We start from the raw sequence: 17279 nt of genomic DNA, 5'->3' as shown, positions 1-17279 counted from the left end.
GGTTACAGCCAGAGGTTCAGCAAGCGCGCGCCGCGGGCCTTGCCATCGGCGAAATGCCGGCCGTTGCTGCTGAGAAAACTCTGCCCGGCGCTGCCTTGATCCCAGAACTGTCCGCGCAGGAATACGCTCATGCCGGCGATGGCCTGGCTGGCGGGAACTTGAGTGCTCAGGTTCAGGCGCTGCCAGGCTTGGCCTTCACTGATTTCCCCGGCCTTGAGGCTTACAGAGCCGGGTGTTGATGAGTCCTTGTAGCCACGCCACGGCTGATCCCAGGTGCCACGACCGGCAACAAACGCCGGGACTGCGACGAGCTGTGCCTGCTGAGTGTCGAGTTTGCGGTAGTTGTCGGGGTACCAACTGTCGCTGCCGATCAGCACACCCAGGCGCCCGGCCGGGGTGTCGACGACATTGAGCGTGTGTTCGTCGTTGGCCTTGATTGCCACCTGCTGTTCGAAAACCGGATGCATCTGGCGCTGGGGCTGGCCGATTGGCAAGCCATCGCGACCGAACACCACGCTGCTGTTGAACAACGCGCCACGACCGATTTTCAGCGTGCCGTCGATGACGCTGGGCTCAGGCAGTACGATGGAGCCCGCCACCAGGGTGACGTGAAATTCCTTAGCCAGCCCGCCGAACAACGCCTGGTAATCCTTGGCCATACCTTTGGCTTTCATGCGCAGGTGCGCGTCGTCGATACGGCTGTCGCCCTCGGCGCCAATCAGCGCACGGACGAACTTCAGGGGATTGCTCACGGCCAGCCAGTTCATCGCTTCCTTGAAGGTGGTGGCTTGGTACAACTCGTCCTTTTCGCCGCTGACCATCAGCCAGGTGCCAACATGCTCCGGCAATACGACGATGGTTTTTTCGTTCAGCAGCCCCTGATCCCGCGCCGTCTGCAAGTAGGCGGCGAGTTTGCGGTGCAAGCGGTCGGGGCTTTGGTAGTCGGTGGGAAACAGCTCGGGCTGGATGCCCAGCAAATTGCCACGGTCAGCGGGCGTGCCCTGGTCAACGGCGACATCGATCCGCAGATCCGAGAGGTAAAGCCCCGTCGGGCGATCCGCGGCCCACATTGCGTAGGTTGTAAGAGCGGCGATCAGCGCCATGGAGAAAGTCAGGTACAGAAGTTTGCGCATGGGGGAACAGTCAATAGCCGTATGCAGGGTTCATGGCTTTTCATCGGGTTTGCGTCAAGGATAAAGCGAATCAAGGGGTGGGTGGGGAAAATTGACAGCGCTCTGCGCAATTGGCCGAGTCGCAGGTGCCTTGGTCTGCTCATCAGGACAATGGGCAGACCAAGGCAATGCCATGCTTAGCGCAAGGTGCGGAAGGCTGCGCGCAGTTCCCTGGCGAACAACTCGGGTTGTTCCCATGCCGCGAAATGCCCACCCTTGTCCACTTCGTTGAAATAGATCAGGTTGGGATAGGCGCGTTCGGTCCAGGTTTTCGGCGCCTGGTAAATTTCCCCCGGAAACACAGTCACTGCGACAGGAATCTTGATATCCCGAGTCTTCTGCTCCACGGCGTTGAAGTTGTTAGTGTTGTTCTCCCAATACAGGCGAGCGGACGAGATAGCGCTGTTGGTCAGCCAATAGAGCGAAATACCGTCGAGTATTTCGTCCCTGGTCAGGGATTTTTCCGCATCGCCGCCGCTGTAGGTCCATTGGTTGAATTTGTCGAACATCCACGCGGCCAGGCCAACGGGGGAATCCGACAAGCCGTAGCCGACAGTTTGTGGTCGGGTGCTCATGAGGGCGCCGTAAGCCGCATTTTTGCTGAAGAAAGTTTTCAACGACTCATAGGCCGCTGTCTCCTTGGCCGACAGACCGGGGGGAGGCGGGGTGCCGTCGTTGATCGCCTTGGCCACATCGGCTGGGACGGTGGCCGGCATGTTCACGTGGATTCCCAGCAAGCCGGGCGGAGCCTGGCGTCCCATGGCGTCGGCGATCACCGATCCCCAGTCGCCACCTTGCGACACATAGCGCTTATAGCCCAGGCGCTTGACCAACACATCCCATGCAACGCCGATACGGTCAGGACCCCAGCCGCCGTCGGTGGGCCTCTGCGAGAAACCGTAGCCAGGCATCGAGGGAATGATCACGTCAAAGGCATCTTCGGCACGACCGCCGTGAGCGGTCGGGTCGGTCAGCGGGCCGATGGCTTTGGTCAGTTCCAGAATCGACCCGGGCCAGCCATGGGTGAGCAGCAGCGGCAGGGCGTTGGGATGTTTCGATTTGACGTGGATGAACTGGATGTCGAGGCCGTCGATCCTGGTCACGAACATCGGCAAGGCATTGAGTTGGGCTTCAACCTTGCGCCAGTCATATTGGCTGCCCCAATAACCGACGAGTGCCTGCAGTTTCTCAAGCTGCACGCCTTGGGATTGATCATTGACCGTTTCGCGGTCGGGCCAACGGGTCGCCAGTACGCGTTTACGCAGATCGGCAACCGCGTCTTCAGGAATGTTGACCTTGAAAGGACGAATTGCGCTGTCCTTCTCGACTGTGGCGGCAATCTGCGGCGTCGTTCCGGCCCGGGCGTAAGTGGGCGAGACGAGGGTGACCAGTGCCAGGGCACCAGCGGTCACTGAAACAGCTAACAGGCAGCGCCGGAACGCCGAAAACGATACTGCGGACATGGTCGTTCTCGAGGGGAAGAGGTGCATGGTGTGCTCCTTATGCGCTGGTTTCAGGGTTGAGGTAAGCCGCTTGCCCAGTAGACAGGCTGGCTTTTATGGCGCGCGTGCCTTGGTCTGCGAGCACTTCTTTCAAGCCTGTTTCCACGCCGTTCAGTGACTGGATCACGACGTCGGATGGTTGGACTTTCGGCACGTCGAAACCCTGGGTCAGGTCAGTGTCGATGAAACCCACATGCAGGCCTTGCACGCGGGTGCCCTGGCCATGGAGTTCGATTCGCAGCGAGTTGGTGAAGCTCCACGCTGCCGCTTTCGATGCCGCGTAAGCGGACAGGAATGGCAGGGCAACCCAGGTCGCATCCGACAGTACGTTGACGATCGCTCCACCGCCGTTGGCTTTAAGCACCGGTGCGAAGGCCAGGCTGACGTGCATGACGCCGTAGTAATTGGTTTCGAAGATTTCGCGGGCGATTTCCACCAGGCCAGGTTCAAGCATGGATGGCAGCAAGCGGGCAATGCCTGCATTGTTGACCAGCAGCGTCACGTCGCCAGCCTGGGCCACCGCCGCGGCGACCGATGCCGGGTCGCTGACGTCAAGGCGGATGGCGATCACGCCCGGAATGTCGACGCCTTCGGGGTTGCGCACTCCTGCGTAGACCTTGCTCGCGCCGCGCGCCACAAGTTCCTTTGCGAATGCAAGGCCAAGACCGCGGTTGGCGCCGGTAACAAATGCTACGGAATTTTTTATTTTCATGAGGGTTTGCTCTGGTTGGGCGAGCGAATCGTTCTTTTTATGATTGCGACCGCAATCAATGAATTTATAGTGGTGCCTGCAATTATTAAAGTCAAGACAAAAAGTAAATATAAAGTAGACCCTTTCAAAATATGGCTTACCATTAATTGTGAGCGTAACCATAATGTGCAAGAATCAACGCGGAGGAGCCTCACTATGAAAATCTCGAAAGAAAAAGCAGAAGCCAATCGCGCCGCACTGGTGGAGACGGCAAGCCGCCTGTTTCGACAGAAAGGGATCGACGGGGTGGGTGTTGCTGAAATCAGCAAGTCGGCTGGCTTGACCCACGGCGCGCTGTACGCACACTTCCCATCCAAGGAAGCGCTGGCAGCCGAGGCGCTGGCGTGGAGCCTGGAGCAGGGGAACTCCAAGCTCTATACGGGCACGGTCGATGGCGAGCCGGACCTGGATCGCTTCCTGTCCGACTATCTGTCAGTCGACAAGCGCGACGACTACGCCGAGCACTGCGCAATGGCGGCATCCGCCAGCGAAATCGGCCGTCAGGATGCAGTGATGAGCACAAAGTTTACCGAGGGTTACATGGTGCTGGTGCGGGCGTTTGAGCGCAGGGTCGCTGCCAACAATCCCGGCGTCGACGCACTTGCCACCGCCATGGGCATCGTCGCGGCAATGATTGGCGCCCTGTCGGTTGCGCGTGCCACGGCGAAGGCCAAGCCGGAGGTGTCGGCCCAGGTACTGCGAGGTGTGCGTCCCATGATTGATGCCGCGCTCGGCAAACCGGTCTAGCTGAGGATTGCGCGACATCGAAAAAACCGGCGGCGGTTTGATTCTGTCGCGGCTATTGAAGACAGACTCCCGGCGTTGCAGGCAAGCTATCGAGAAATGCGGCAATCTGCCGGGTACCTCGCAGGTGCACCGTAGGAATTTGCGGGCCTATGGCCAGGCGCACCGCCTCGATGCCTGGGCGGTACTCACGGTCGAAATTCCACACGAAATCCAGGAAGGTCAGGAACGCCCGGTCGAGCTTCTCGGTACAACCTGCAGCAAGGTCAGGGCGAGGGCGGTTCATTACACTGCGCATGATCACCCGGGTGAAACAGGTGAGCCGCGGTGTATCGAGCCAGATGATCAGGTCGGCACGTGGCAGGCGAAGGTCGAAGGTACGCCGCGCATAGTTGCCTTCACAAATCCAGGCATCCGCTGCGATCGCTTCGCGCACCCGTGCGCGGAACTGCTCGGCGTCGGGTTCGACCCAGCCTGGCTCCCAGAACAACCTGTCCAGGTGCAGCACGGGCAGACCCAGGCGCTTGCCGAGGGCGCGGGCGAGGGTGGATTTGCCGCTACCGGCATTGCCCAGAATTACAATCCGTTGCATGTGCTGACTTCCTGTCACAAAAAAGCCGGCAATTGTGCAGGTTCTGGATGGCCAGTTAAAGGCCCAGCAGATCGACCAACTGTTGGATGATCTCAATTACCTCCTGGCCCGGACCGAAACAGGCCTTGACCCCCTGGCGCAGTAACCTTTGTGCATCGGCGTCTGGGATGATGCCTCCCACTACTACTGGAATGTCGAGCTCACGTTGGTTCAACAGACTCAACAGCTCAGTGAGCAGTTCGTTGTGCGCCCCCGCCAGGCTTGAAACGCCAAGCAGATCCACCTGGCCTTGTTCGCCCAGTGCTTGCAGTAACTGCATCGGTGTTTGAAACATGGGCAGCAGGCGCACCTCGAAGCCGGCATCGGTCAGTGCCGCGGCTATCAATCGAATACCGCGGTCATGCCCGTCCTGGCCCAACTTGGCCAGCACAATCATGGGCGGCCGACCATGGTCAGCGACAAAGCCGGAAATGCGCGCAGCTACCAATGCCCAGTTGGGCTGCCTGCACACAGAGGGTCCATAGTGGCCTGCGCGAAAACTCAGGTCTTGGTTGTAGCGAGGCCACACCTTTTCCAGTGCCTGGGTGCATTCGCCGATTGTTGCCCGCGCCCTGATTGCAGCCACGGTCTCCTTGAGCAGGTTGCCCCGGCCTGAGCGTGCACATTCGGTGATCGACTGCAGCAGGGTTTCGACCCGAGCGTTGTCGCGCATAAGGCGCAGGTTGTCGAGGCGTCGGCACTGTCGGGCGCGCAATACCTGACTGTCCACGGGTAGCGCGGGCTCTACTTGCACTGGCTCATGTGCAGCAACACGCCGCGCAATCCCGTTATCCAGACGGGCCTGGGTGGCCATGGCCTGAAGGTGGATGGCCTGGCTGATCCAGCCGGACTCGATCGACTGCAACACGCCTCCCTGGGCATCGATATCGGCCATCCGTTGGCGCACCTGCGCCGCCATTTGTGCGGTCAGGGACTCCATCATGTAGGACCCCGCCCAAGGGTCGACCACATCACAAAGCCCGGTTTCCTGTTGAAGAATATGTTGGGTATTGCTGGCCAGTCTCGACGAGGCTTCACTGGGCAGGGTCAGGGCCTCGTCCCAGGCATTGGTGTGCAGAGACTGCGTCCCGCCGAATACCGCGGCCATGGCCTGGACAGTTGTGCGCGTGACATTGTTGAGCGGGTCCCGGGCACAGAGCGACCAGCCGGATGTCTGGCAGTGCATGCGCAGCGCCCGGCCTTTTTCACCTTGAACGCCCAGCTCCCGGGTGATTTCGCACCACAGCAGTCGGGCCGCACGACACTTGGCGACTTCGCTGAAAAAATCGCTGCCAATGCCGAAAAAGAAGCTGATTCGCTCACAGAATCCTTGCAGGTTCAGACCGCTTTTTTGCACCTGCTCGGCATAGGTTCGGGCATTGATCAAGGTCAGTGCCAGCTCCAGCACGGCATCGGCACCGGCCTCCTGAAAGTGATACCCCGACACCGAAATCGGATTGAAGCGTGGCATGTGTTCGCTCAGGTAACTGATCACGTCCAGGGTAATGCGCATTGAGGGTTGTGGCGCAAAGATGTAGGTGTTGCGCACCGTGAACTCTTTGAGAATGTCGTTCTGGATAGTGCCGCTGAGCTGCTCTGCAGCGACGCCGGATTCCTGCGCGGCAACGATGAAGGCTGCCAGCACGGGCAGTACCGCGCCGTTCATGGTCAGCGACACCGACACCTGGTCCAGGGCAATGCCGTCCAACAGCTGCGCCATGTCCTCGACGCTGTCGATGGCGACACCCGTCTTGCCGACATCGGCCTGCCATTGTGGATCACTGGAGTCGTAGCCACGATGGGTCGGCAAATCGAAGGCCAGGGATAAACCCGTTGCACCTTCGGCCAACCGTTGCCGCAGTCGCTGGTTGCTGGCGTCGGCCCCGGCAAATCCGGTGTACTGGCGCACGGTCCAGGGCTTTTGCGGGTACATGCTCGAGTAGGGGCCGCGCACGAAAGGCGCTTTGCCCGGCAGGCTGTGCAGGTGCTCAAGACCTTCCAGGTCACTGCAGTGATACACCGGCTTGAGTCGCAGGCCTTCAGGCCGCCAGAGAGGAGGATGGCTCATACTCGGCTGCAGTCCGCGATATGGAGTTTGCGGGTGAAAATATCAGCCAGCTTGAACAGATCGCTGCGCCGATAGACTTCACACCAGTGCAGCTCTTTATTACCTGGCTGTGTGTGCAGCCTGAGCTGCAAGCTGTCGTTGATGTTGAGGTTGCCGTAGAAATGCAGTTCGCGCTGGCGAATGTGCCCTGGGCGGCGAAGTCCCGACTGCGCCCACTCCGCACGCTCGACCATGGCCTGGAAATTGGCGAAATACAGGAGGTCGGCACCGTTGAAGTCGATGTCAGGGCAGGGCGTAAAATCAAACACCCGCGCCTCGGTTGACTGGCGGTCAATGCCGTAATGACTGTGCCAGTCGCCGCCGCGAATTTGCCGGTTGTCGGCGTGCAGTTCCTGCAATGCCTGCGGTATCCGGGTCACGGGTGCCTGAGTGCCCCGCAGGCATGCTTTGCTGACACTGCGGTTGTCGCCCGGTATGTGACGGCTCACGAAGGTGGACAGTAATGCCAGTTGCCCGACGACGCGATCACCGAGCCTGACTTCATGTTCGCTGAAATGGCGGGCCTGGCCTCCTCGGCCGATCCTGGTATGGATCTGGAACGGGCGATTCTCGACGATGGCTTCCAGCTTCAGATCCCACAGCTTTACGCCAGTGAACGCGGCATAGGCGATGCGACCTTGCTCATCGACGAAATCAGGCAGAGACCGATTGTGCAATTGGGCCAGTGCAAGCCAGTGTTGATGACCGCACTCTTTCAACAACCAGTTTTCCGACAACCCGGTGTAGGCGAGGTTGGGCATCGAGGCCAGGTAGGTTTCCGAGCGGGAGACGATGAACGCAGGGGAGGTCGGCATGGCAGCAATCCGTCATTTCGGTTTATACCCTGTAGCGAATGTCGTACCAGCCTCATGCGGTTTTTTATGATGGCAATAACTATATGATTTTGAACATTATTTTTGTCTTTATTGAGTCGTTGGTGGTGGCCGCGCGCTACGTAACTCCGTAGGAATACGAATTTTCGTAGCGGATTTCACGAAATTGCGTGGCCACCCCGGACAGATCATTCGTCCAATTTGATCTCGAGCCGCTTGAACCTCGAAGCCAGTGTCGTGGGTTTGAGTCCTAGTAGTTCAGCTGCACCGCCCTTACCGAATAACTTTCCATCTGCGGCCTTGAGCGCGGCTTGCATATTGCTGCGCTCAAGCTCGCGAATCTGCGCGTCAGTCATGATCGTGGCCGAGGAGGGCCGCTGCGGGGCGGCGAGACCGGGGTTCGGTTCGTCGGGCAAATCCAGGTTCAGATCCGCTCCGACCGAGGTGATCAGCGCGCGCTCGATCACGTTTTGCAGTTCGCGAATATTGCCCGGCCACGAATAGCGTTGCAGTCGCTCGATGTCGCAGTTGCGCAGACGTCGCCCTGGCATGTTCAGACGCTTGCCTGTCTGCTTGAGGAAATGTGCGGCCAGGGGGGCGATGTCGATCGGACGTTCACGCAGCGCCGGCGACTGGATAGGGAATACGTTGAGCCGGAAGTACAGGTCCTCACGGAAATGCTTCGCCGTGACTTCCTGGCGCAGATCGCGGTTGGTCGCGGCAATGATCCGCACATCGACCTTGCGGGTGCGTTCTTCGCCAACCCGCTCGAACTGACCTTCCTGCAAAACCCGGAGCAGTTTGCTTTGCAGCTCCAGGGGAATTTCGCCGATTTCGTCGAGAAACAGCGTGCCACCGTCCGCCAGTTCAAAGCGTCCGACACGATCACGCACGGCACCGGTAAAGGCACCGCGAATGTGCCCAAAGAATTCGCTTTCGAACAGTTCAGCGGGTATGGCGGCGCAGTTGACCCGGATCAGCGGGCTGGCATTGCGGCGGCTGGCCTGATGGATCGCGCGGGCAATCAGCTCCTTGCCGGTGCCTGACTCGCCGTTGATCAGCACGCTGGCATCGGTGGGGGCGACCACGTCGATCTGCTTGATGATTTTGATGATCGGCTCGCTCTGGCCGACAATCTCACGGAAGTTGTGCTCGATGTGGATCTCCTCCTGCAAATACGCGTTTTGCTCTTCCAGTCGATCCTTGAGCACCTTGAGTTCTTCAAGGGCGCTTTGTAGCTGGTTTTCGGTACTGCGGCGCTCGGTGATGTCGCGAAACACCACCACGGCGCCGACGATGCGGCCATCGGAAATCACCGGGGTGCTGGTGAATTCCACTGGAAACGAACTGCCATCGCGGCGCCAGAACACCTCCTGGCGTCCCTCGTGGACCACGCCATCGCGCACGGCTTTGTAGATCGGACATTCTTCGACCGGGTAATGACTGCCGTTGGCGTGAGTATGGTGGTGAATGCGATGGATGTTTTTCCCGATCATGTCCTGTGGTTCCCAGCCCAGCATGCGCGCGCCGGCCGGGTTGACGAAGGTGGCCAGGCCTTCGCTGTCGATACTGTAGATGCCGTCGCCGACGGAACTGAGCAGCAGTTGGTTGTCGCGCTCGCTTTCCTGGAACAGGTTGAGAATGTTGCGCCACTCAATCAGTCCGCCGCGCATGGTGCGCTCGGTGTGGGCCTGGTCACGCTGGTATTTTTCATGGCTCAACTCGCGCAGCACCAGGATCAGTTGCAACTCGCCATGGATTTGCAGGGTGGTGGCGGAGATTTCCAGCTCGATGCGTTCGCCGCTCTTGCAGTTGCAGCTCAACTCTTCGGTCCAGCCGCGACCTTTGTCCATGACGGCCTGGGTGAACACGATCAGGTCCGCCAATTGATGGCCGAACAGCTTGCTTACCGGTAACTCCAACAACTCCTGGCGGGGGTAGCCGAGCAACTTGCAGGTGGCGATGTTGAGATCACCCAGCCGATCGGAAAACGGATTGAGCAGCGCGATGGCTTCGGCGCAATGCTCGAACACCATGTGTCGTGACGAATACGCCAGGTCCGCCCAGCCGGTGAGAGCGTCTGTTTCGTTCATGGCTTGTTTCATGGCTTTGTTCATCGCTACGAAATCTCGTGATTTGCCCCTACGAATACTCGTATTTCTACGGGAATGCGTGATTCACAGATAGCATCAGATGCGCCATTAAAAACCGGCTCAGATTGTCATTCCCAAGCTAATCAAACACTTACCTAGGCAGGAAAAATAATATTATTTGCTGGCACGGCTTTCGCTCTTTCTCCTGCAACCCGGCAGCCAACCCAGGCTGGCGTTCAAGCACGAAGAAACTGGAGAGCGACACTATGCCAACCGTGGACATCCCCCATTACAAAGACGGCGACTTCCTGGTCAATTACGAAGAGAAAGTCTTTGAGGACATCAAGGCCGAGCCCGGCGAAAAAGTCCTGATCACCTTCCACACCATCGCCTTCGAGGGCTCCATCGGCCTGGTCAACATGCTTCAGGCCAAGCGTCTGCTGCGCAAAGGCTTCGAAACCAAAATCCTGCTGTACGGGCCAGGCGTGCAACTGGGCGTTCAACGGGGTTTCCCGACCCTCGGTGCCGAAGCATTTCCCGGTCACCTGGCGGTGAACAAGCAGCTCATTCAGTTCATGGAAGAAGGCGGTGAGGTCTACGCCTGTCGGTTCGCCCTGCAAGCGTTGTACGGCCAGACCGAAAAGGCCCTGATCGAAGGCATCCGCCCGATCAACCCGCTGGATGTCATGGACCTGCGCCTGCTGATGCGCCGTGAGGGCGCGATGATCATCGATACCTGGACCGCCTGATTACTTCTGTAGGAGCCGGCTTGCTGGCGATGGGGGCGGATCAGTCAATTCGATGTCGCCTGACACACCGCTCGCCAGCAAGCCGGCTCCTACATAGGTTTGCATTTTCAATCCCCACAACCAGGACCCCATCATGGCCATCATTCGCGCAGCCGCCGTTCAGATCAGCCCAGTGCTTTACAGCCGCGAAGGCACCGTGGACAAGGTCTGCCAACAGATCATCGCCCTCGGACGACAGGGCGTGCAGTTCGCCGTGTTCCCGGAAACGGTGGTGCCTTACTACCCCTATTTTTCATTCGTGCAGCCGCCGTTCGCCATGGGCGCGCAACACCTCAAGTTGCTGGATCAATCCGTTACGGTTCCGTCCGCCGCCACCCTGGCTATTGGCGAAGCATGCAAGCAAGCGGGCATGGTCGTTTCCATCGGAGTCAATGAGCGCGATGGCGGCACGATCTACAACGCACAATTGCTGTTCGATGCTGACGGCACGCTGATTCAGCATCGACGCAAAATCACCCCGACCTACCACGAGCGCATGGTCTGGGGGCAGGGCGATGGTTCCGGGCTGCGCGCCATCGACAGTGCCGTGGGGCGCATCGGCTCGTTGGCCTGCTGGGAGCATTACAACCCGCTGGCCCGTTACGCCTTGATGGCGGACGGCGAGCAGATTCACGCCGCGATGTTTCCCGGCTCCCTGGTGGGCGATATTTTTGCCGAGCAAATCGAAGTCACCATTCGCCATCACGCCCTGGAGTCAGGCTGCTTTGTGGTCAATGCCACCGCTTGGCTGGACGCCGATCAGCAGGGCCAGATCATGCAGGACACCGGTTGCGCACTCGGTCCGATCTCGGGGGGCTGCTTCACCGCCATCGTCTCGCCTGAAGGCAAATTGCTCGGCGAGCCGCTGCGTTGCGGCGAAGGCGTGGTGATCGCCGATCTCGATCTGGCACTGATCGACAAGCGTAAACGGATGATGGACTCGGTCGGGCATTACAGCCGTCCGGAACTGCTCAGCCTGTTTATCGACCGCACACCCACGGCGCATGTCCATGAGCGCGGGGCGCACGTTGTGGCGGTGCACGACGAGGAGTCCGATCATGCAAACCAATGAATTGCTCGCCGAACTGCAATGCCATGGTGTGCGCTGGCCCGCTGCGCAGAATGGCTTGTCGCGCCAGGGTGGCGCGGGGCCGTCTGACCACAAGGCGTTGAGTTTCGGCAGCCGGACCATGATGGTGCCGATCCTCAACCAGGCTTCGCAGGATTCGCCCTATCAGGCACAGCCCAATGCCGATGGCAGGCAGGCGCTGATCTTCCGCGAAGGCCTGCAGGTCGGGCAGGTGCAAATGCCCGGCGTGCCGAAGTTCTACGGCTTGAGCACCGCCGAGGGCATTCCCTATTGGAAAATAGCCACGTTGCACAGTAGCGATGTGCTCGCGACCACGGTGCTGCAGCATTGCATCCGTTTCAATGATCGCGGCAGTTCCTGCCAGTTCTGCGCCATCGGCCAGTCGCTGGCAGCGGGCAAAACCATCGCCCGCAAACGCCCACAGCAACTGGCGGAAGTCGCGAAGGCCGCGGTAGAGCTCGATGGCGTCAAGCACATGGTGATGACCACCGGCACACCACAAACCCCGGACCGTGGCGCGGCGATTTTGTGTGAGTCAGCCGCAGCGGTGACCGCCGCAGTCGATCTACCGATCCAGGCGCAATGCGAGCCGCCGGACGACGATCGCTGGTTCCAGCGCCTCGCTGACAGCGGCGTGGTGTCTGTGGGTATGCACCTGGAAGCAGTCACCGACGAGGTGCGGCAACGGATCATGCCGGGCAAGGCCGAAGTGCCGCTGAGCCGCTATTTCGAGGCGTTCAGCGCGGCGGTCGAGGTCTTTGGTCGAGGCCAGGTCAGCACCTACATTCTGGCCGGTTTGGGCGACAGCGAAACCGCGATCAGCGAGATGAGCGAACGCCTGTGCGCCATGGGCGTGTACCCGTTTGTGGTGCCCTTCGTACCCATCGATGGCACGCCCCTGGCTCATCACCCAAAACCCGACAGCGCGATGATGGCCAGGCTCTATCCGCAGATCGGCGCAAGCCTGCGCCGTCACGGTTTGCACTCCGATCGGATCAACGCCGGTTGCGCCAAATGCGGTGCGTGCTCGGCCCTGAAAAGCTACGAATAAGCCGGAGAATCCCCATGCCGAATTTCGCCTTTGCCTTGGTCGACAGTACCTTCGAGCCGTTCCGCGCGGGTGAGTTGCGGGTCAAGCCCGCCAGCGAAAACTGGGAAAAGGAAGCCTATTTCGCCCTGCGGCGCTCGGTGTTTTCCGATGAGCAACAACTGCTGGTGCAAGACAAGGACAGCCATGATTTTCAGGCCATTGCCATCGTCGCCCTGGCCGGCAATTGCGGCATCGCCGATCAGGTAGTGGGCGCGGTACGCATCTATCAGCCGGAGCCGGGCCTGTGGTTTGGTGGACGGTTGTGCGTCGCCCCGGCTTACCGACGACACGGCATGATCGGCAAGGCGTTGGTCAACGAAGCGGTGTCGCGGGCAAAGGAGCTGGGCTGCGAGGTCTTTCGCGCTACGGTCCAGGCGCAGAACGAAGTCTATTTTCATCGCTTGCGCTGGCAAACCCTCGAACAGATAGAGTTGCTCGGGCAACCGCATTGTTTGATGCAGGCGGATTTGCCGAGCTACCCGTTGATGCCGCGTCAGGTCTCATTGCGTGCGCTGAAGGTGGCTCGCCATGACTGAAGTGTCTGATTTGCAGAGGCTGCTCAATACCTTGCGCAGCACGCCGGCGATGCGCTCGAAACAGGCGATCCAGCAGCCTGCGGCCGTTATCGGCGACGCGAAACACAGGCTGACCCGCGAGCAACTTTACGCGCTGCCCGGCGATGACACGGCGGCGATTGCCTGTGGCGAGCATTTCCAGCTGCTGGCCATCGAAGGCATGTTGCCGGCCTTCGTCGAGGCGGCGCCGTGGTTCGCCGGGTGGTCGGCGGTCATGGCCAACGTCAGCGATATCACCGCCATGGGCGGTCGCGCCACAGCGGTGGTCAATGCTTATTGGCATCACGACAGTGCTGGCGCGCAACAAATGCTCGCCGGTATTCGTGCGGCGTGTGAAGCCTACGGATTAATGCTGGCTGGCGGGCACACCAGCCTCACGGCGGGTAATCCGACCGCGCTGGCAGTGGCGATTACTGGCGTTGCGCAAAAACTGCTGTCGACCTTGCATGTCGCCCCCGGCCAGGTCATCGCCATGGCAGTGGACCTGGAAGGCTCCTGGCATGCCGACAGTACCTATTGGAAAGCCTTTGAAGGCGTACCGGCCGCGCGCCTGGGCAGCAAACTCGAAGTGCTGCCGCGCCTGGCCGAAGCCGGGTTGCTGCTGGCGGCCAAAGACATCAGCAACGCCGGGGTGCTCGGCAGTCTGTTGATGCTACTTGAAACCACTGGCTGCGGCGCGTCCATCGATTTGACGGCGCTGCCGTGTCCGCCAGATGCCGCCCTCGCGCGCTGGCTACAGGTGTTCCCCAGCTACGGTTTTTTGATGACGCTGGATGAGCGTGACTGGGCTCAAGTGCAGGCTGCATTTGCCTTCGAAGGTGTGCGTTGTGAGCGCATCGGCCGGGTCAACGCCAGTGGCCTGTTGGGTGTCCAGTCCGGCAACCAGCACGGCGAATTCTGGAACCTGCGCGAGCAGCCCTTTACCGGTTTCAGCTATCCCCATCTCAATCTGTCCCCCTTGAACCTTGATCAAAAGGAGCACTGACATGCCCGCCGTCAATTTCAAAATCCGCTGGCCCAATGGCAGGGAAGCAACCGGCTATTCACCCTCCACCGCGATTTACCAATACCTGGAGGAGGGCGCCAGCTACCCGTTGACGGACTTCCTGCAACGTCTGGAAAGCGCCCTGAACAATGCCTCTGAACGGGTCAAGCAGGTCAAGGGTTTCTATTGCAGTTCAGCGATGGACACATTGAGTTCGCTGAAAGGGCAGGCCAGTTATCTGCTCGAGCCCGCCCATTCAGATGGGCAAGTGGAGATTCTCAGCATGCGTACTGAAGGTGCCGGCCAGGTGCTCGGCGCCGGCTGGAGCTCATTTTGATTCATCGTTTTTTTCGCTTGTTCCTTTTCGTCACTGATTACCGGAGTGCCGCATGACCAGCCACCTCACCTCAATCAAACCTCCACACCACAGCGTGATCGTCGTCGGTGGCGGTCAAGCCGGGTTATCCGCCAGCTATTACTTGCAACAGCAGGATATCGATCACCTGGTCCTGGAAAAGCACAGCCTGACCCACACCTGGCGCAACCAGCGCTGGGATGCTTTCAGCCTGGTGACGCCCAACTGGCAGTGCGCCTTGCCGGGTTACACCTACAGCGATGGCTTCAAGGGCACTGATCCTCACGGTTTTATGAAGAAGGACGAGATCAACCAATACCTGGCCGGCTTCGTCAGTTCGGTTAACGCTCCGGCCAGTGAAGGTGTCACGGTGCAGCGTGTGGTGCCACGCAGCATCGGTGGTTTCGAGGTGCACACCGCACAAGGCGAGTTTACGGCCGATCAGGTGATTGTCGCCTCGGGCGGGTATCACACGCCGATCATCCCGCGCCTGGCCGAACGCTTGCCGGCGAGTATCCATCAGCTTCACTCCGAGCAATACCGCAATCCGCAGGCCTTGCCCGCCGGCAATGTGCTGGTGGTCGGTTCCGGGCAGTCGGGGGCGCAAATCGCCGAAGATTTGCACCTGGCCGGTCGCAAGGTCTATCTGGCAGTCGGGGATGCACCGCGTTGCGCACGCTTTTACCGTGGCAAGGACGTGGTCGATTGGCTGGCGGAAATGGGCTACTACGAGATTGGCGTCGACACGCATCCGCTACGTGAAGGTGTACGCGACAACACCAACCACTATGTCACCGGGCGTGATGGCGGGCGCGATATCGACTTGCGTAACTTCGCTCGCGAAGGCATGGAGTTGTTCGGTCGACTGGATGGCTTGCAAGGCAACCGGCTGCAATTTGCGAAAAACCTGGGCGAGAGCCTGGACAATGCCGATGCGGTCTACAACCGGATCAATGGGTCGATCGACAAATACATCGAACAGCAATCGATTGACGCTCCAGTCGGTGCGCCATACACGCCGAGTTGGGTGCCGGAGCAGGAACGCAGTGAACTGGATCTGCTGGACGAAGGGATCACCAGCATCATCTGGTGCATCGGCTTCAGCCCGGACTTTACCTGGGTCGAGGCCCCGGTGTTCAACGGTCGTGGTCACCCTGTCCACCAGCGTGGCGTGACGGCGCAGCCTGGCTTGTTCTTCCTGGGGTTGCCATGGTTGTACACCTGGGGTTCGGGGCGCTTCTCGGGCGTGGCGCGGGACGCGGAGTATCTGGTGCAGCACATTGTCGAGGGAGCGCTTGAGAGCAGCGTGCGGCAACGACGTTCGGCGGCAGGCTAGACAGGATCATCAACACCTCTGGCATGTTCGGGCATGCCAGAGGCGTTGGCTTCAAGAGGGAGTAGGCGTATTACTCGAAATAGGGGAAGTCGGTATAACCCCTCTCACCGTCGCGTGTGTAGAAGGCGATTTGAGGTGCCTCAGCCAGCGGCCAATTGTTTCTCAAACGATCCACCAGATCAGGATTGGCAATGAAAGGCCTGCCGAAAGCGATCAGATCTGCCCAACCGTCATCCAGCGCCGCCTGGGCCGCAGCTTTGTCAAATCCTCCGCACCAGATCAATGTTCCCTGAAAGGCGTCACGCACCTTGCGCACGAATTCGTCACTGAGGTTCATTTCGTTGAACTCGCTGTCCACCGTGTTACCCGCCGGTAACGGTTGATAGACGACATGCAGATAGGCAATCTCACGGCGACTTAACTCGCTGCACAGGTAAAGCAAGGTTTCTTCGGTGAACGGATCATTGGGCATGCTATTGAATTTGCTGAATGGGGAGACGCGAACGCCGACCTTGTCGGCTCCCAGTTCCCGTATCGCTTTGTCGATCACCTCCAGCAGCAGGCGCGTGCGCGTTTGAGGTGTCTGTCCGCCGAACTGATCAGTGCGCGTGTTGAGTGTCGAGTTCATGAACTGATCGAAGAGGTAACCATTGGCTGCGTGAATTTCCACACCATCAAACAGGGCTGCCTTCGCGTTTCTGAAGGCGAGGGTGAACTCCTCCAGCAGTCCTGCGACCTCCTCGGTCTCCATCTGTCGCGGGGTGTCGGCGCGAACGAAAGCCGCCTTGCCCTCGCTGTCGTGGATAAATACGTCGGATTGCGCTGCACGCTCAGCGGTCACGCCACGCGGTGCCTCTGCGCCAGGCAGCATGCTGTGGTGGGCCATTCTGCCGACATGCCAGATTTGCTGGAAAATCGTACCGCCGTGGCGATGGACTCGATCAGTCACCAAGCGCCAACCTTTAGTTTGTTCCGCTGTGTAAATGCCAGGAGTGAAAGCATAGCCATTGCTAAAGTCCGAGACGTCGGTTGCTTCCGTAATGATCAGGCCAGCACTCACTCGTTGCGCATAGTAGGTCGCCATCAGCGCATTGGGGATGTCCCCGGTGGACGTGCGTGATCGGGTCATCGGGGCCATGACGATGCGGTTTTTCAGCTTGCGGGCACCTAGTGCATAGGCCTTGAACAAGGAGGACATCTGAATTATCTCCAAAGTGAACTGGAGCA

At 59.6% G+C, this 17279-nt stretch carries 16 protein-coding genes; 8 read left to right on the top strand and 8 right to left on the bottom strand.

Annotated features, from left to right (window positions below):
• Positions 1-2: 2 nt before the first annotated feature.
• The 3 genes from ACA054_RS21850 to ACA054_RS21840 all read right to left on the bottom strand — a co-directional run bounded on the left by ACA054_RS21850 (position 3) and on the right by ACA054_RS21840 (position 3386).
• A complete protein-coding gene (locus ACA054_RS21850) occupies positions 3-1133 on the bottom strand; it encodes a carbon-nitrogen hydrolase family protein (RefSeq protein ID WP_497686123.1) in 1131 nt (376 codons plus the stop codon).
• 176 nt (positions 1134-1309) lie between these two features.
• Entirely contained in the window at positions 1310-2635 is a 1326-nt protein-coding gene (locus ACA054_RS21845; RefSeq protein ID WP_497686122.1) for an epoxide hydrolase family protein, read from the bottom strand.
• A 37-nt stretch (positions 2636-2672) separates the two neighbouring features.
• Positions 2673-3386: an SDR family oxidoreductase gene (locus ACA054_RS21840; protein ID WP_497686121.1), complete on the bottom strand. Its 714-nt coding sequence runs from the start codon at positions 3384-3386 to the stop codon at positions 2673-2675.
• Positions 3387-3581: 195 nt separating this feature from the next.
• Between ACA054_RS21840 and ACA054_RS21835 the strand changes: the two genes are divergently transcribed.
• Positions 3582-4172: a TetR/AcrR family transcriptional regulator gene (locus tag ACA054_RS21835; protein WP_497686120.1), complete on the top strand. Its 591-nt coding sequence runs from the start codon at positions 3582-3584 to the stop codon at positions 4170-4172.
• Between the two features lie 52 nt (positions 4173-4224).
• Here the strand turns inward: ACA054_RS21835 and ACA054_RS21830 are convergent, their stop codons facing one another.
• From ACA054_RS21830 to ACA054_RS21815, 4 genes are all read right to left on the bottom strand, one after another.
• Positions 4225-4761 (bottom strand): P-loop NTPase family protein, encoded by a 537-nt coding sequence (locus ACA054_RS21830; RefSeq protein ID WP_497686119.1) that lies wholly within the window; start codon positions 4759-4761, stop codon positions 4225-4227.
• A 55-nt stretch (positions 4762-4816) separates the two neighbouring features.
• Positions 4817-6868 carry a methylmalonyl-CoA mutase gene (gene scpA, locus ACA054_RS21825; protein WP_497686118.1) on the bottom strand — a complete coding sequence of 684 codons (2052 nt, stop codon included), beginning with the start codon at positions 6866-6868 and terminating at the stop codon, positions 4817-4819.
• Complete coding sequence (locus ACA054_RS21820; protein ID WP_497686117.1) at positions 6865-7722, bottom strand: Pnap_2097 family protein; 858 nt, start codon at positions 7720-7722, stop codon at positions 6865-6867. The genes scpA and ACA054_RS21820 overlap by 4 nt, the downstream gene beginning before the upstream one ends.
• 206 nt (positions 7723-7928) lie before the next feature.
• A complete protein-coding gene (locus ACA054_RS21815) occupies positions 7929-9833 on the bottom strand; it encodes a sigma 54-interacting transcriptional regulator (RefSeq protein ID WP_497686116.1) in 1905 nt (634 codons plus the stop codon).
• Positions 9834-10099: 266 nt separating this feature from the next.
• On the opposite strand from ACA054_RS21815, the gene ACA054_RS21810 reads away from it, so the two are divergent.
• From ACA054_RS21810 to ACA054_RS21780, 7 genes are all read left to right on the top strand, one after another.
• Positions 10100-10582 (top strand): MSMEG_0572/Sll0783 family nitrogen starvation response protein, encoded by a 483-nt coding sequence (locus ACA054_RS21810; RefSeq protein ID WP_007969977.1) that lies wholly within the window; start codon positions 10100-10102, stop codon positions 10580-10582.
• 133 nt (positions 10583-10715) lie between these two features.
• Positions 10716-11693 carry a Nit6803 family nitrilase gene (locus tag ACA054_RS21805; RefSeq protein ID WP_497686115.1) on the top strand — a complete coding sequence of 326 codons (978 nt, stop codon included), beginning with the start codon at positions 10716-10718 and terminating at the stop codon, positions 11691-11693.
• A complete protein-coding gene (locus tag ACA054_RS21800) occupies positions 11680-12762 on the top strand; it encodes an MSMEG_0568 family radical SAM protein (protein ID WP_497686114.1) in 1083 nt (360 codons plus the stop codon). Before ACA054_RS21805 ends, ACA054_RS21800 begins: the two co-directional genes overlap by 14 nt.
• Positions 12763-12776: 14 nt before the next feature.
• Complete coding sequence (locus tag ACA054_RS21795; protein WP_497686113.1) at positions 12777-13337, top strand: MSMEG_0567/Sll0786 family nitrogen starvation N-acetyltransferase; 561 nt, start codon at positions 12777-12779, stop codon at positions 13335-13337.
• Positions 13330-14361 (top strand): sll0787 family AIR synthase-like protein, encoded by a 1032-nt coding sequence (locus ACA054_RS21790; protein WP_497686112.1) that lies wholly within the window; start codon positions 13330-13332, stop codon positions 14359-14361. Before ACA054_RS21795 ends, ACA054_RS21790 begins: the two co-directional genes overlap by 8 nt.
• Position 14362: 1 nt before the next feature.
• Entirely contained in the window at positions 14363-14698 is a 336-nt protein-coding gene (locus tag ACA054_RS21785; protein ID WP_497686111.1) for an MSMEG_0570 family nitrogen starvation response protein, read from the top strand.
• 52 nt (positions 14699-14750) lie between these two features.
• Complete coding sequence (locus tag ACA054_RS21780) at positions 14751-16052, top strand: MSMEG_0569 family flavin-dependent oxidoreductase (protein WP_497686110.1); 1302 nt, start codon at positions 14751-14753, stop codon at positions 16050-16052.
• A 70-nt stretch (positions 16053-16122) separates the two neighbouring features.
• Here the strand turns inward: ACA054_RS21780 and ACA054_RS21775 are convergent, their stop codons facing one another.
• Positions 16123-17250 carry an alkene reductase gene (locus ACA054_RS21775; protein ID WP_497686109.1) on the bottom strand — a complete coding sequence of 376 codons (1128 nt, stop codon included), beginning with the start codon at positions 17248-17250 and terminating at the stop codon, positions 16123-16125.
• Between the last annotated feature and the right edge of the window lie 29 nt (positions 17251-17279).

The sequence above is a fragment of the Pseudomonas sp. LBUM1653 genome, assembly GCF_059716115.1.
This window is presented reverse-complemented; position numbering and strand designations above follow the sequence as displayed.

Excerpts from the sequence above, each read along its gene's own strand:
- ACA054_RS21830 (WP_497686119.1), bottom strand. The coding sequence starts at position 4,761 with ATGCAACGGATTGTAATTCTGGGCAATGCCGGTAGCGGCAAATCCACC.
- ACA054_RS21810 (WP_007969977.1), top strand. The coding sequence starts at position 10,100 with ATGCCAACCGTGGACATCCCCCATTACAAAGACGGCGACTTCCTGGTC.
- ACA054_RS21840 (WP_497686121.1), bottom strand. The coding sequence starts at position 3,386 with ATGAAAATAAAAAATTCCGTAGCATTTGTTACCGGCGCCAACCGCGGT.
- ACA054_RS21835 (WP_497686120.1), top strand. The coding sequence starts at position 3,582 with ATGAAAATCTCGAAAGAAAAAGCAGAAGCCAATCGCGCCGCACTGGTG.
- ACA054_RS21785 (WP_497686111.1), top strand. The coding sequence starts at position 14,363 with ATGCCCGCCGTCAATTTCAAAATCCGCTGGCCCAATGGCAGGGAAGCA.
- ACA054_RS21845 (WP_497686122.1), bottom strand. The coding sequence starts at position 2,635 with ATGTCCGCAGTATCGTTTTCGGCGTTCCGGCGCTGCCTGTTAGCTGTT.
- ACA054_RS21800 (WP_497686114.1), top strand. The coding sequence starts at position 11,680 with ATGCAAACCAATGAATTGCTCGCCGAACTGCAATGCCATGGTGTGCGC.
- ACA054_RS21780 (WP_497686110.1), top strand. The coding sequence starts at position 14,751 with ATGACCAGCCACCTCACCTCAATCAAACCTCCACACCACAGCGTGATC.
- ACA054_RS21815 (WP_497686116.1), bottom strand. The coding sequence starts at position 9,833 with ATGAACGAAACAGACGCTCTCACCGGCTGGGCGGACCTGGCGTATTCG.
- ACA054_RS21795 (WP_497686113.1), top strand. The coding sequence starts at position 12,777 with ATGCCGAATTTCGCCTTTGCCTTGGTCGACAGTACCTTCGAGCCGTTC.
- ACA054_RS21775 (WP_497686109.1), bottom strand. The coding sequence starts at position 17,250 with ATGTCCTCCTTGTTCAAGGCCTATGCACTAGGTGCCCGCAAGCTGAAA.
- ACA054_RS21850 (WP_497686123.1), bottom strand. The coding sequence starts at position 1,133 with ATGCGCAAACTTCTGTACCTGACTTTCTCCATGGCGCTGATCGCCGCT.
- scpA (WP_497686118.1), bottom strand. The coding sequence starts at position 6,868 with ATGAGCCATCCTCCTCTCTGGCGGCCTGAAGGCCTGCGACTCAAGCCG.
- ACA054_RS21790 (WP_497686112.1), top strand. The coding sequence starts at position 13,330 with ATGACTGAAGTGTCTGATTTGCAGAGGCTGCTCAATACCTTGCGCAGC.
- ACA054_RS21805 (WP_497686115.1), top strand. The coding sequence starts at position 10,716 with ATGGCCATCATTCGCGCAGCCGCCGTTCAGATCAGCCCAGTGCTTTAC.
- ACA054_RS21820 (WP_497686117.1), bottom strand. The coding sequence starts at position 7,722 with ATGCCGACCTCCCCTGCGTTCATCGTCTCCCGCTCGGAAACCTACCTG.